This is a genomic window from Stenotrophomonas beteli, assembly GCF_001431665.1.
GTDB classification, from domain to species: domain Bacteria; phylum Pseudomonadota; class Gammaproteobacteria; order Xanthomonadales; family Xanthomonadaceae; genus Stenotrophomonas; species Stenotrophomonas beteli.
Window position 1 is genome coordinate 23,738 of record NZ_LLXV01000046.1, and the last position, 14,119, is coordinate 37,856.

The 14,119-nt window shown below is 66.8% G+C and carries 9 protein-coding genes and 3 rRNA genes; 4 read left to right on the plus strand and 8 right to left on the minus strand.

Annotation, left to right across the window (positions count from 1 at the left end):
- The first annotated feature begins 193 nt into the window (after nt 1-193).
- A complete protein-coding gene (gene putA, locus ARC23_RS12170) occupies nt 194-3,412 on the plus strand; it encodes a bifunctional proline dehydrogenase/L-glutamate gamma-semialdehyde dehydrogenase PutA (protein WP_057497458.1) in 3,219 nt (1,072 codons plus the stop codon).
- Nucleotides 3,413-3,529: 117 nt separating this feature from the next.
- Here putA and ARC23_RS12175 read toward each other — a convergent pair whose 3' ends face one another.
- From ARC23_RS12175 to ARC23_RS12185, 3 genes are all read right to left on the minus strand, one after another.
- The gene (locus ARC23_RS12175) at nt 3,530-4,603 is read right to left on the minus strand and encodes an AAA family ATPase (protein WP_057497459.1); all 1,074 of its coding nucleotides are present in this window, start codon (nt 4,601-4,603) and stop codon (nt 3,530-3,532) included.
- The gene (pnuC, locus tag ARC23_RS12180; protein WP_057497460.1) at nt 4,590-5,189 is read right to left on the minus strand and encodes a nicotinamide riboside transporter PnuC; all 600 of its coding nucleotides are present in this window, start codon (nt 5,187-5,189) and stop codon (nt 4,590-4,592) included. The genes ARC23_RS12175 and pnuC overlap by 14 nt, the downstream gene beginning before the upstream one ends.
- Before the next feature lie 90 nt (nt 5,190-5,279).
- Complete coding sequence (locus tag ARC23_RS12185) at nt 5,280-6,707, minus strand: outer membrane protein transport protein (protein ID WP_057497461.1); 1,428 nt, start codon at nt 6,705-6,707, stop codon at nt 5,280-5,282.
- A gap of 228 nt (nt 6,708-6,935) precedes the next feature.
- On the opposite strand from ARC23_RS12185, the gene ARC23_RS12190 reads away from it, so the two are divergent.
- Nucleotides 6,936-7,628, plus strand: a complete 693-nt coding sequence (locus tag ARC23_RS12190) for a rhomboid family intramembrane serine protease (RefSeq protein WP_049471500.1) — start codon at nt 6,936-6,938, stop codon at nt 7,626-7,628.
- 83 nt (nt 7,629-7,711) lie between these two features.
- On the opposite strand, the gene ARC23_RS12195 is transcribed toward ARC23_RS12190, so the two are convergent.
- Nucleotides 7,712-9,160 (minus strand): S41 family peptidase, encoded by a 1,449-nt coding sequence (locus ARC23_RS12195; RefSeq protein WP_057497462.1) that lies wholly within the window; start codon nt 9,158-9,160, stop codon nt 7,712-7,714.
- A 108-nt stretch (nt 9,161-9,268) separates the two neighbouring features.
- Nucleotides 9,269-10,483 (minus strand): murein hydrolase activator EnvC family protein, encoded by a 1,215-nt coding sequence (locus ARC23_RS12200; RefSeq protein ID WP_275044131.1) that lies wholly within the window; start codon nt 10,481-10,483, stop codon nt 9,269-9,271.
- A 179-nt stretch (nt 10,484-10,662) separates the two neighbouring features.
- Here ARC23_RS12200 and ARC23_RS12205 point away from each other — a divergent pair, with 179 nt between their 5' ends.
- The gene (locus ARC23_RS12205; RefSeq protein ID WP_057497464.1) at nt 10,663-11,325 is read left to right on the plus strand and encodes a DUF4097 family beta strand repeat-containing protein; all 663 of its coding nucleotides are present in this window, start codon (nt 10,663-10,665) and stop codon (nt 11,323-11,325) included.
- Nucleotides 11,326-11,411: 86 nt separating this feature from the next.
- The gene (locus ARC23_RS12210; protein ID WP_057497465.1) at nt 11,412-13,133 is read left to right on the plus strand and encodes a M28 family metallopeptidase; all 1,722 of its coding nucleotides are present in this window, start codon (nt 11,412-11,414) and stop codon (nt 13,131-13,133) included.
- A gap of 295 nt (nt 13,134-13,428) precedes the next feature.
- On the opposite strand, the gene rrf (ARC23_RS12215) is transcribed toward ARC23_RS12210, so the two are convergent.
- The 3 genes from rrf (ARC23_RS12215) to ARC23_RS12225 form a co-directional block, all read right to left on the minus strand.
- Nucleotides 13,429-13,543: ribosomal RNA gene (rrf, locus tag ARC23_RS12215) — 5S ribosomal RNA — on the minus strand.
- Between the two features lie 133 nt (nt 13,544-13,676).
- Nucleotides 13,677-13,791 (minus strand): 5S ribosomal RNA (rrf, locus tag ARC23_RS12220).
- A 125-nt stretch (nt 13,792-13,916) separates the two neighbouring features.
- Nucleotides 13,917-14,119, minus strand: a 23S ribosomal RNA gene (locus ARC23_RS12225); the annotation flags it as partial.

Here is a 14,119-nt window from a genome sequence, read left to right on the forward strand (position 1 = left end):
TTTCCGATGCTGCAATACAGCATGAGGTCGGCGGCACAAATGACGAATTCAGCACAAATATGCCCGGGCTTGCTGAACACGCCGAATCCACCACCGCTAGGGGCTATCAGCCCTTCATGAAGGTGTCTGTGGGGCACTTCCGAAGGGCGCAAAAATGATTAAAATCGCCAAGTTTTCCACTGGCCGGACCGGCATGAACGCACCCTCCTCCTCCCCTGCCGCCAGCGACGCCCCGCGTCCCGGCGCGCTGCTGTCGCCGGAACTGCCGGCGTCCCCCAACCCGTTCCGCCAAGCCATCACCGATGCCTGGCTGAAGGACGAGGCCAGCCACGTCCGCGAGCTGCTGGCGCAGGCCCGCCTGCCCGCCGAGGAACAGGCCCGGGTGCAGGCGCTGGCCGCCGACCTGGTCGGCCGCGTCCGCGTGCGCGCCAAGGACCAGGGCGCGATCGAAGCCTTCATGCGCCAGTACGACCTGGGCAGCGAGGAAGGCGTGCTGCTGATGTGCGTGGCCGAAGCACTGCTGCGCATTCCGGACCAGGACACCGCCGACAAGCTGATCCGCGACAAGCTGGCCGATGCCGACTGGGAAAAGCACCTGGGCGGCAGCGACTCGGTGCTGGTCAACGCCTCCACCTGGGGCCTGATGCTGACCGGCAAGCTGGTGCAGATGAACGATGCCACCCGCGCCGATGCGCCCAGCGCGTTCAAGCGGCTGGTCGGCCGCGTCGGTGAGCCGGTGGTGCGCCTGGCCGTGCGCCAGGCGATGAAGATCATGGGCCACCAGTTCGTGATGGGCCGCACCATCAGCGAAGCGCTGTCGCGCTCGCACAAGGGCGACAACGCCAGCTACCGCTACTCCTTCGACATGCTGGGCGAGGGCGCGCTGACCATGAAGGACGCGCTGCGCTATCTGGAAGACTACCGGCGTGCCATCCACGCCATCGGCGGCGATCACAAGGCACGCGGCGGCCGTCCGGACGGCGACGTCAACAACGCGCCGGGCATTTCGATCAAGCTGTCGGCGCTGTACCCGCGCTACGAGCATGCCAAGCGCGAACGCGTACTGAAGGACCTGGTGCCGGGCGTGCTGGAACTGGCGCAGCTGGCCAAGAGCTACGGCATCGGCTGCACCGTCGACGCCGAAGAGTCCGACCGCTTGGAACTGTCGCTGGACATCATCGAGCAGGTGTTCTCCGACGCCTCACTGGCCGGCTGGGATGGCTTCGGTGTGGTCGTGCAGGCGTACCAGAAGCGCACGCCGTACACGATCGACCACCTGGCCGACATGGCGCGCCGTGCCGGTCGTCGCCTGCAGGTGCGCCTGGTCAAGGGCGCCTATTGGGATGCCGAGATCAAGCGCGCGCAGATTGAAGGCTATCCGGGCTACCCGGTGTTCACCCGCAAGCAGAACACCGACGTCTCCTACCTGGCCTGCGCCAAGCGTCTGTTCACCCATGCCGACGCGATCTACCCGATGTTCGCCACGCACAACGCGCACACCATCGCGGCCGTGCGCAGCATCGCCAACGGTGGCGTGTACGAGCACCAGAAGCTGCACGGCATGGGCGACGACCTGTATGCCGAAGTGGTGCCGGCCGATCGCCTGGGCCTGCCTTGCCGCGTGTACGCCCCGGTCGGTTCGCACGAAGACCTGCTGCCGTACCTGGTACGCCGCCTGCTGGAAAACGGCGCCAACTCCAGCTTCGTCAACCGCATCACCGACGAGCGCGTGCCGATCGCCGACCTGATCCGCGATCCGGTCGAGATGGTCGCCTCGTTCGCTTCGATTCCGCATCCCAAGATCCCGCTGCCGGTTGACCTGCTGCGCAGCCAGAACCACGACAGGAAGAACTCCATGGGCGCCAACCTCGCCAACGACAACGAACTGCGCGCCCTGGCCGAGCAGATCAACGCGGCCGTGAAGCCGTGGCAGGCCGCTCCGCTGGTGCCGGGTGCCAACCCGGCCGGCGCCGCGCTGCCGGTGACCAACCCGGCCGACACCCGCGAAGTGGTCGGACAGTGGCTGGCCGCCGACGCCGCCACCGTGCAGAAGGCGCTGGCGAATGCCGTAGCCGCGCAGCCGGCCTGGAATCGCACCCCGGCCGCCAGCCGCGCCGCCATCCTCGAGCACGCCGCCGACCAGCTGGAAGCGCGCATGCCGGAGTTCATGGCGCTGTGCGTGAAGGAAGCCGGCAAGAGCCTGCCCGACAGCATCGCCGAAGTGCGCGAAGCCGTGGATTTCCTGCGCTACTACGCCAAGCAGGCGCGCGAGCAGTTCAGCCACGCCGAGAAGCTGCCCAGCCCGACCGGTGAGTCCAACGAGCTGCAGTTGCACGGCCGCGGCGTGTTCGTCTGCATCAGCCCGTGGAACTTCCCGCTGGCGATCTTCCTGGGCCAGGTCGCCGCTGCACTGGCCGCCGGCAACAGCGTCATCGCCAAGCCGGCCGAGCAGACCAACCTGATCGGCTACTACGCGGTGAAGCTGCTGCACGACGCCGGCGTGCCCGCCGAGGTGGTGCAGTTCCTGCCGGGCGACGGTGCCACCGTCGGTGCCGCGCTGACCGCCGACCCGCGCGTGGCTGGCGTGGCCTTCACCGGCTCCACCGACACCGCCCGTGCGATCAACCGTGCCATGGCCGCGCGCGATGCCGCCATCGGTGTGCTGATCGCCGAGACCGGCGGCCAGAACGCGTTCATCGCCGACTCCTCGGCGCTGCCGGAACAGCTGGTCAAGGACGCCATCGGTTCGGCCTTCACCTCCGCCGGCCAGCGCTGCTCGGCCGCGCGCGTGCTGTTCGTGCAGGACGACATCGCCGACAAGGTGATGACCATGCTGGCCGGTGCGATGAAGGAACTGAAGGTCGGCAACCCCGGCCTGCTGTCCACCGACGTCGGCCCGGTGATCGACGCCGATGCGCTGAAGATCCTGCAGGACCACGCCGAGCGCATGGACCGCGAAGCGCGCCTGATCGCCGCCGCTGAGCTGTCGGCCGAAACCGCCCACGGCACGTTCTTCGCGCCGCGCGCGTACGAGCTGAAGGACCTGGGCCAGCTGCAGAAGGAAGTGTTCGGTCCGGTACTGCACGTCATCCGCTGGAAGGGCGACCAGCTCGATGCGGTGATCGATCAGATCAACGCTACCGGCTACGGCCTGACCCTGGGCGTGCATTCGCGCATCGACGAGACCGTGGACCGCATCAGCAACGGCGTCCATGTTGGCAACGTCTACGTCAACCGCAACCAGATCGGTGCGGTGGTCGGCGTGCAGCCGTTCGGCGGCCAGGGCCTGTCCGGCACCGGCCCGAAGGCGGGCGGCCCGCACTACCTGCTGCGTTTCGCCACCGAAAAGACGGTGACGGTGAACACCACCGCCGCCGGCGGCAACGCCTCGCTGCTGACCCTGGGCGACTGATCGCCTGCTTGATGCAGTAAACAAAAACCCCGCGAACGCGGGGTTTTTTGTGCTTTGCTCCCTGTAGAGCCGAGCCCACGCTCGGCTTTTCTGGCGCAGCCGAGCGTGGGCTCGGCTCTACAGAGGCGGGGCGACACTGAACCGATTGTCCGCCCGCTTCGCCAGCTCGCCCTGCACGCGTGCGATGCGCGTCTCCAGATCGCCTTGCAGCAGCACATACTCGACACCCTCTGCCTGCAGCTGCTGCAGGTACCACGCATGCTGCTGCGCCCGGAAGGCTTCGCCCACGCGCGTGCCATCCTGGTCAAACGGAATATCCGGCGCGCACAGGAACAGCAGGTCGTAGCGTCGTCGTGCCGCTTGCCGCAGCGGCTGCGGCGCCGTGCCAAACATCCAGCCGCTGTAGCCCAGCGTCACCAGCGGCGTGGTATCGCAGAACAGCCAGCGGTGAGCACGCCGCACAGCCTCGTCTTCGTGCTGTGGCTGTGTCATTGCGATGCGCAACAGATCACCCGGCGTCAGCTCTCCGCCGCGCTGCTCCCACAGCGTACGGCCATACTCCGGCACCCAGACAGTCTGCAGACGCGCGGCCAGCACGCGGGCCAGCGTGGTCTTGCCGCTGGACTCGCCACCGATGAAGGCCACGCGCTGTACATGGTCGGCATACACCTGCGGTGCGAGCCCACGGCGATGCGCATGCGGATCGATGCGCAGCTGGGTGCCACAGGCCTGCCCGACGTCCAGCGCACGCTCCAGCCGCTCATGTCGCACCGGGGTGCCGAAGTGCATGGCCAACGCCTGCGCGAACCCGTCCCCATAGTCCTCACCGGTGTACACCGCCTGCACCGGCCCACCGAACAGGTTCAAGCACAGCCAGGCGGTAAAGTCGCGCTGCACCTGTTCGTCATCACTGTCCTGCGGCAGCGCTCGCACTGGCAAGCCATGCTGCATGCACAGTGCCGCCAGTCGCGCGTCGTCAAGCACCGCTACCGTGGCCTGCGGGAAACGCGCACGCAGCCAGCGTTCGCGACGCTCGGCGCTGTAGCCGGCAAAGCCCGGCTGCGACCACCCGATCACCAGCAGCTGCTGGCAGCGCGTGGCGGCGAAGTCGATCAGCCGCTCATGGCCGAGATGCAGCGGGCAGAACTTGCCCACCACCAGGCCGCGTGCAACGCGCTCAGGCAGCGGCATCGGCCGCCCTGGCCTCGTCCCGCATCAGGCGCTGCCAATGGCGCAAGGCCACCAGCGCATTGATCCAGAAGCCCACGTACAGGATCGAGGTCAGGTGCAGGCCACGGCTGTAGTACAGCGGCACCGCAACGGTATTCACCAGCAGCCATACCCACCACGATTCCAGCTTGCGTCGCATCATCAGGATCTGCGCGATCACACTCAACACCAGCACCGCCGAATCGATATACGGCGCATAGGCATTGGTCAGGCGGGTCAGCATCCAGCCGTAGCCGAACGTGGCCACTACCGCCAGCGGTGCCAGCCAGGCCCAGGCACGCGGTCGCAGGGAAGTGATCGGCAGCGGCGCACCGTGGTCGCCGCGCAGCCACTGCCACCAGCCCAGCACGCTGATGGCGATGAAGAAGAACTGCAGCACCATGTCCGCATACAGATGCGATCGTTCGAACACGGCAGCAAACAAGGCGCAGCCGACGATGCCCAGCCACCAGGTGTGCACGTTGTTGCGGCCGGCCAGCAGGATCGAGCCGGCGACGGCGATGTTGGCGGCCAGCTCCAGCTGGAAGTTCGGGTCGGACAGGTTCATCGCGCCATTGTCGCGTAGATCCGCGCCCTGAAAACGAAAGGCCCCGCTTGCGCGGGGCCCTCCGTGTCCTGCTTCAGGCAATCGCCCGGATCAGAACTTGTACTGCAGCGAAGCCGCCAGCACGTCGCCGCTGACCTTGTACTTGCCGGTCACGGTGTTGCCGGTGGCCGAGGTCGAGGTGATGTTCGGATCCTTGGTGAACAGGTGGGTGTAGCCCACGCTGTATTCCATCTTGTCCGAAGCGGCGTAGGTCATGCCCAGCGACAGCCACTTGCGGGTGGTGTCCGGCACGCGCACGTCGCGGTGGGCATCGGTGGTCGGGGTCTGGTCATAGGCCAGGCCGCCACGCAGGGTCAGCTTGTCGTTCACGCGGAAATCGGTACCGATCGACGCGAAGGTGGTGTCGCGGTAGTGGAACGGCAGCACGCTGTCCGGCTGGTTGGAGTCGTAATCGACAACGACCTGGTCGAACTTGCTCCACGCGGTACGCGTCACCTCGGCCATGACCTGCCACTGGTCGTTCACGCGGTGGGTGAAGCCCACGGTGGCGCTGGCCGGCAGGGTGATCGAGGCGCGGCCGTTGCTGTCGATGAAGGTGCCCGGGGCAGCCTGCGACAGGAACGCGGCAGCCTGCGGCGTCATGGTGAAGTCAGCCTTGCCGTCGGTGATCTTGTGCTCGACCTTCGAGCGGTAGCTGAAGGCGATGTTGGTGCCTTCCACCGGGGTGACGGTCACGCCCAGGGTGTAGCCAACCGACACTTCATCGCCCTTGATGCGCAGGAAGCCATCGGCAGTACCCGGCGAGAAGCCGAGCTGGGCGGCCTGGCGTGCAGCCGCCTGCGACGCCGCTGCGGCCTGGGCCGGGGTGCCACCAGCAGCCAGTACACGCGCCGCAGCCGTGCGCTGGGCGCTGGCATTGATCGCGGTGCCGCCGTCAACGGCGCTGGTCAGGTCGACGTTCAGGCGCTCGGCGAACACCGACGCACCGAACGACAGGTACGGGTTGACGTCATAGGAGAACGCGACGCCCAGGTCGATCGCCTGCAGCTCGGTCTTGACGCCGTTGTAGCGGCCGACCCAGTCGCGGTCGTATTCGGTCTTGAAGCCGAACGGCACGGTCAGCGATGCACCGAAGTGCATGTTGTCGTTCTCGCCGAACGGCAGGTGGAAGTAGGCCGCCGGAACCGGGGCGATCATGCCGGCGTCGCCGCCGTTGCCACCGGAAATCGGAGCGCCGTTGGCGTACTTGCCCTGGCCACGGAACTTGGCGCCGAAGCTGATGGCGCTGACGTCGCCCTGGATCAGGGTGCCGTCGAGCAGGCGCATGGAGGCCGGGTTGGTGGCGATGACCGAGGCGTCACCTTCGGTCGAGGTGGAGCCGGCGAACGCGCGGCCCAGGCCCTTGGCGCTGTTTTCCTTCAGCTGGAAGGCGGCAGCATTGGCATCGGCGGCGGCCAGCGCACCGGCAACGCCGACGGCCAGCAGGGTCAGTCGGGCAATGGTGGAAGCGGTTTGCATCGTAGTTCTCTCTCCGGTAAGCGGTGATGTTGCTCTGAGTGCGCCTGCGCCCGACAGACCCCGGGGGACCGTTCGAAGCGCGCCGGATTCCCCTCCCGACATACGACGCCGTATGCGAGTATTACCCAGAGCTGTTAATGAAACAATAACAGCGTCGGCGCTTTTCCCGTCCCAAAAGCTGAACAGGACAATCCCCGCGCCAGGCGCCGTCACGCTAGGCTAGTGGCCATGTTCGTCTCCCTCCCGTCGCGCAAGAAGGCAGCCCTGCGCTGGGCCACGCCGGTGCTGTTCGCGTCACTGTGGCTGGCGTTCCTGTGGTCGATCTCGCGCCCGGACGACGCCCGCAACAGCCTCTGGCTGGACTGGGGCGCCCTGTCCACCGGCCTGACCCACCCGCTGGACTGGTGGGCGACCCTGCAGGACGGCAGCGTGCTGCGCCTGTTCACCGCCCTGTTCCTGCACGCCGACTGGTCGCACCTGCTGGGCAACCTGGTGTTCCTGCTGATCTTCGGCCTGCCCGCCGAACGGGTTCTGGGGCCGTGGCGGTTGCTGCTGCTGTTCCTGGTCGGCGGCGCGGTGTCGAACCTTGTGGCGATCTACACCATGGGCAGCCCGGACCAGATCATCATCGGTGCCAGCGGCGCGGTGTCGGCCCTGATCGGAGCCTATCTGGCCCTGTTCCCGGGCGCCCGGCTGGGCGTGGTGATCCCGCTCGGCCTGTTCCTGGAGTTCGTGCGCGCCCCGGCCTATCTGTTGATCGGTGTCTGGGCCGCGCTGCAGGTGGTGTTCGCCCACATCGGCCCCAGCTTCGGCATGGTGGCGTGGTGGGCGCACATCGGCGGTTTCGTGTTCGGCGTGGTGTACGGGGTCTACGTGCGGGCTGCGATCGCCCGCCGCCTGCGCAAACGCCACGGCTTCTGACCCCGGGTAGTGCCGGCCGCTGGCCGGCTCCACGCTCACCGGCCCGTTCGTAGATCAGTCGATCGAGGCTCGACTCTGCAGGATCAGGGCTTGGCCGGAGCCGGAGCGGGCTTTGCGTCCGGCTTGCTCTCCGCCTTCGGTTCAACCTTCGCTTCCGGCTTCACCGCAGCGGCTTTCGCGGCCTTGGCGGCATCCGCCTTGGCGGCTTCGGCCTTCAACCGTGCGGCCACCGAACCCGGGTTCTTGAGTTCGGCCAGCGCGTCGTTGATCGGGCCATCGCCCGGCAGCACCGCGCCGGCGTGGTAGCCCTCAGTGCCTTCGTCATCGCCGCGCAGATGGCCCGGCAGGGTCGCTTCGCTGTAGTCACTGAGGCTGGCCGGCAGCGCATCATCCGCCGGCGTGGCGGCCGGCTTCAATTCAACATCCGGCACGATGCCGGTGGCCTGGATCGACTTGCCGCTGGGCGTGTAATAGCGCGCCGTGGTCAGCTTCACCGAATCCCCGTTGTCCAGCGGCAGGACCGTCTGCACCGAGCCCTTGCCGAAGGTGCGGCTGCCCACCACGCGGGCGCGCTTGTTGTCGCGCAGCGCGCCGGCGAGTACTTCCGAGGCACTGGCCGAACCGGCATCGGCCAGCACCACCACCGGTGCGCCCTTCAGCAGGTCGCCCGGGGTCGCGTCGAACCGGGCATCGCTGATACTGATGCGGCCACGGGTGCTGACGATGTTGCCCTTGTCGAGCAGGTCGTCGGCTACCTGCACGGCAGCGGTCAGCAGGCCACCCGGGTTGCTGCGCAGATCCAGCACCAGGCCCTTGAGCTGGCCACCGGACTGCTTCTGCAGCTGCTGCACGTGCTTCTGGAAGTCCGAACCGGTGTCGGCCTGGAAGGTGCTCAGGCGGATATAGCCATAGCCCGGTTCCAGCAGGCGGCTGCGCACGCTGGTCACGCGGATGGTCTGCCGGGTGAGGCTGACATCGAACGGCTTCGGCTTGCCGTCGCGCACGATGGTCAGCACCACTTTGCTGCCGGCCGGGCCACGCAGCGGTTCACTGGCATCGATCGCGCTGATCGGCTTGCCGTCGATGGCGATGATCAGGTCGCCGGCGAGGATGCCGGCCTTCGCCGCCGGCGTGTCGTCGATCGGCGCGATCACCTTCATGCTGGCGTTGTCCGGCTGCTGCTGCAGCTCCACGCCGATGCCTTCGTAGGCGCCGTTGGCCTGCTCGTCGAAGGCCTGCGCGTCTTCCTTGTTGAAGTAGGTGCTGTGCGGATCAAGGTCGAGCAGCAGGCCACGCACGGCCGACTGCATCAGCTTCTTGTCATCGACCGGATCGACATAGGCGGCGCGCACCGCGTTGTACACGGCCACGAAACGGCGGATGTCCTCCAGCGGCACCTTCGAGGTCACCGCCTCCTCGCTGTTCGCTGCCTGCCCGCTGGTTTCCTGGCTCGGGGCGGGCGCGGTCTGCTGCGCCCAGGACAGCGCTGGCAACAGGGCCAGCAAGAGGGTGGCGGTACGGGCTGCGCGCATGGATCACTCCTGTCGACGGTGGCATGGTGCCCAAGGCACATGCACCGATTATGCGCGAAGCACAGCTAAATTCCCGTTGAATCCGGCCCGCATCCGGCGGGCCAGGATTCAGCGCCGCTGCAGCCAGCTGTCGGGGTTGACCGGCTGCCCGCCACGGCGCAGCTCGAAGTACAGCGCGGTGACGCCCTGGCCGCCGGAATTGCCGACCTTGGCCACCGCATCGCCGCGGCTGACCCGCGCGCCAGCATCCTTCAGCAGGGTGTCGTTATGCGCGTACAGGCTCATGTAGCCGTTGCCGTGGTCGACGATCAGGATCATGCCGTAGCCGGTCATCCAGTCGGAGAACACCACGGTGCCATCGGCGACCGCCGTGACCGTGCTGCCGGCCGGCGCACCGATCAGCACACCGCTGCTGGTACGGCCATCGGGCAGCTTGCCGCCGTAGCGGGCCAACAGATTGCCCGACAGCGGCCAACCCAGGCCCCCGACCTTCGGCGCCGGGGCCGAAGCCACCGCAGGCGGCACCTTGGTCGGCGGTGGCGGACGCCCTTCAGCCTTCGCCTGGCGGGCGGCCTTCTCGGCAGCCGCCTTCTCCGCCGCCGCGCGGCGTGCCGCAGCACGGCGTTCGGCTTCGGCGCGGGCGGCGGCGGCACGCAGATTGGCCAGCAGCGTTTCCAGCGCCTTGGCGTCCTGGCCCAGCGCCTGTTCCTTCTCGCGCCGATCCTTGAAGCGCTCCTCCAGCGAGGCCACGGTCTGCGCGCGATCGCGACGATCGGCCGCCAGCGCCGCTGCCTGTTGCTTCTGGTCCTGCTGCGCCCCCTGCAGCTTCTGCTTGCGCTCGGCGATCTGCGCCTGCAGCGCTTCCAGTTCCTTCAGGTCGGCGGTGAGCGTGGTAATGCGCTGCGCTCGTTCGCGCTGCAGGTAACGATGGTAGGCCAGGGCGCGGTTGGCATCGGCCACGGTGTCCTGCGACAGCAGCAGCTTCAGCGGTGCGTGATTTCCAAGCTGATACGCCGCGCGCAGCAGCCCGGCCAGTTCGCGGTGCTGCTGGGCCAGGTTGGTTTGCAGGCTGCTGCGGCGCTGCTCGGCCTGGGCCAGGGCTTGGGCCTGCTCGCGCAGCGCCGCTTCGGTCTGCGCAAGCGCGCGACCGGTGCGTGCCACCTTCTCATCGGCCTCGCGCAGTTGCTGCGACGCCTGCCCACGCTGCCCTTCGATCTGCCGCCGTTCCTGCGCAACATCCTTCAGCTCGTTGCGCAGCTTCTGCAGCTTGCGCTCGGTTTCGCGGGTGGTCTGGGCGGCGCCGGGAAGCGGCACAGCCAACATCAGGGCCAGCCCCAACAGCAGCCAGCGGCCACCACGGGCCGCGGCGATGTGAGGTTGGCGTGATGGGAAGGCGTTGTCGCGCAAGGGCTTTCCAGTGACTTCAGGCAGTTGCAGGGGGTACCGGGGAATGGTGACATCTCCGCACGCGGCCTGCCAGCCGCACTTCCATCGAGGGCGCCATGAACACTCTTTCCATTCCGTTGCTGTTGGGCGTATTGCTGGTCGCCACGCCGGCGGCAGCGCAGGACAACATCAGCAAGGTCAACGGCAGCATCAGCGCCGAGCCTGGCCAGCGCTACGGCAAGCTGGACACCGTCAACGGCGGCATCCGGGTCGGCGAAGGCGTCGAGACCGGCAGCATCGACACCGTCAACGGCGGGGTGAAGGTCGCCGACCGTGCACGCACCGGCAAGATCGAGACCGTCAACGGCGGCGTGCGGCTGGGCCGTGAGGTGATCGCCAGCGGCAGCGTCAGCACCGTCAATGGCAGCATCTTCGCCGACCGCGGCAGCCAGATCGAAGGCGGTGTCGAAACCGTCAACGGCGGTATCGGCCTGGTGGAAAGCCGCGTCGGCAAGGATGTGGAGACCGTCAACGGTGACATCACCGTGGGGATCGGCTCGCAGGTCAACGGTGGCGTGCACGTGCGCAAGCCGAACTTCAGCGTCTCGCTGACCGCCAGCCGCAAGCCGCGGGTGATCGTCGGCCCCAATGCCGTGGTCAACGGTCCGCTGCAGTTCGAGCGTGAAGTGGTGCTGTACGTACACCGCACCGCACGGATCGGGCCGGTCACCGGCGCCGAAGCGATCCCGTTCGACACCGAAACCGCCCCGGCGGACTGAGCGCACCGGCCCCCGTGGTTCGGTGATACTCGCTGACACCGGTCGCGCAAGGCGTGCGGCCGCCCTTTGTTTCCCAGGAATCGACGATGCCCCGCAAACTCCTCCTGTGCCTGGCCGCTGCGGCCGCGCTCAGTGCCTGCAAAGGCGAAGACACTCCGGCGCCCGCGCCGGCCACCGACGCCGCTTCGGCCGCCCCGAAGCCGGCGGCCCATGCGTTCTCGCCAGAGATCAACGCCGGCGACTTCGCCGAGATGGTCAAGACCCTGGCCTCGGATGAGTTCGAAGGCCGCGCCCCGGGCAGCAAGGGCGAAGAACTGACGGTCAATTACATCCGCGACCAGATGCAGCGTATCGGCCTGCAGCCCGGCAATGGCGACAGCTGGTTCCAGGATGTGCCGATGACCGAGACCACGGCCGACGCATCGACCGTGCTGAAGATCACCCAGGGCGGCAAGACGACCGAACTGAAGTTCGGTACCGACATGGTGGTCGGTACCCGCACCGGCCAGGCTGAAGTGAAGGTCGATGCCAGCGATCTGGTATTCGTCGGCTATGGCGTCGATGCGCCGGAGCAGAAGTGGAACGACTACGCCGGCCAGGACTGGAAGGGCAAGACGGTCGTGATGTTCGTCAACGATCCGGGCTTCCACGTCGATGACGCGAAGCTGTTCGACGGCAAGCGCATGACCTACTACGGCCGCTGGACCTACAAGTTCGAGGAGGCCGCCCGCAAGGGTGCTGCTGCCGCTCTGATCGTGCACGACACCGCCGGCGCGTCCTACGGTTGGGACGTGGTGAAGAATTCCTGGGCCGGCCCGCAGTACGACCTGCCCGCCAAGGATGACCCGGAGGCCCGGATCCCGGTGCAGGGCTGGCTGAGTGCCGACGCCGCCAAGGCACTGTTCGCCGGCGCGGGCCTGGACCTGGCGCAGGCCTACAAGGACGCCAGCAAGCGTGGCTTCAAGCCGGTGCCGCTGAAGGCCACCGCTGCGGTCGACCTGAAGAGCCAGATCGCACAGAAGCAGTCGCGCAACGTGGTCGGCGTGCTGCCGGGCAGCAAGCGCGCTGACGAGGCCGTGCTGTACATGGCGCACTGGGATCACCTGGGCAAGCATGAGGGTGAGACCGGCGACAACATCTACAACGGCGCCGTCGACAATGCGACCGGCGTGGCCGGCATTCTGGAGGTGGCCGAGGCCATGGCCCACCAGGATCCGAAGCCGGAGCGTTCGGTGGTGTTCCTGGCCGTGACCCTGGAGGAGTCGGGCCTGCTGGGTTCGAAGTACTACGTCGCCCACCCGACCTTCCCGCTGGACAAGATCGCCGGTGTGATCAACATCGATGCGATGTCGGTGGCCGGTCGTGCCAGGGACGTAACGGTGACCGGTTTCGGCAGCTCGGAGCTGGAAGACATCCTCAAGCCGCTGGCCGCCGCCCAGGACCGTACCCTGCACGGCGAGACCTCGGTGCAGAGCGGCTTCTACTTCCGTTCGGACCACTTCAACTTCGCCAAGGCCGGCGTGCCTGCGCTGTATGCCGACGGGGGCGAAGATCTGCGCGAGGGTGGCGTGGAGGCCGGTCGCAAGGCCGCCGCCGACTACGGTGCCAACCGTTACCACGGCCCGAAAGATGAGTTCGACGCGGCCACCTGGAAGCTGGACGGGACCGTGGAAGACCTGCAGCTGATGTATGGGGTCGGCAAGGAGCTGGCCGGCGGCGATCGTTGGCCGAACTGGTATGAGGGCAACCCGTTCAAGGCGGCCCGCGACGCGATGATGAAGGACAAGGCTTCGGCCGCTGCAAAGTAGAGTCGAGCCATGCTCGACTGAACATCGTTGAGGTCAAAAGCGGCGCCCCTTGGGGCGCCGCTTTTTTTGTGCGTGACTAGCCGCCCCGCTGTTGGTGGGTGCCAACGGACCCGGTGCTCGTGGGTGCCAACCTCGGTTGGCACCGCTTTTCGCGGGGACCATCTCATCCACGCATGGCGTGGATCTACCGGGCAATGCAACGCCATCGGGTGGCCGGCCGGCGGCCGGGACTATCCGTATTTCCTGCGCGCAAAGAAAAACCCCGCTGCGTGAGCAGCGGGGTTTTGGGTGTAAACCCTGGCGATGACCTACTCTCGCATGGCTTGAGCCACACTACCATCGGCGCAGCTGCGTTTCACTTCCGAGTTCGGGATGGGATCGGGTGGTTCCACAGCGCTAATTTCACCAGGGAGACGGTTGCAGCAGCGCTTGCAGCGCCAGCTTCGCGATCTTGCCCATCGGGCGGAAGCCACCCGGAAAATGCAGTGCCTTCACTTAATAAGAAAAACCCCGCTGCGCAAGCAGCGGGGTTTTGGGTGTAAACCCTGGCGATGACCTACTCTCGCATGGCTTGAGCCACACTACCATCGGCGCAGCTGCGTTTCACTTCCGAGTTCGGGATGGGATCGGGTGGTTCCACAGCGCTAATTTCACCAGGGAGGCTTTTGGAGAGTCGCACTCGTCCCGGGGGACAAGGCGCCAGCCTCGCATAGTTCTTGTGACGTAGCGTGCACTTGGATGCTCTTACGACGTTGTCGTAAAGCCAAGGCAACTTGAGGTTATATGGTCAAGCCGCACGGATCATTAGTATCAGTTAGCTCAATACATTGCTGTACTTACACACCTGACCTATCAACCACGTAGTCTACATGGTTCCTTCAGGGGGCTTGTGCCCCGGGAGATCTCATCTTGAGGCGCGCTTCCCGCTTAGCTGCTTTCAGCGGTTATCGCTTCCGAACATAGCTACCCGGCAATGCCACTGGAGT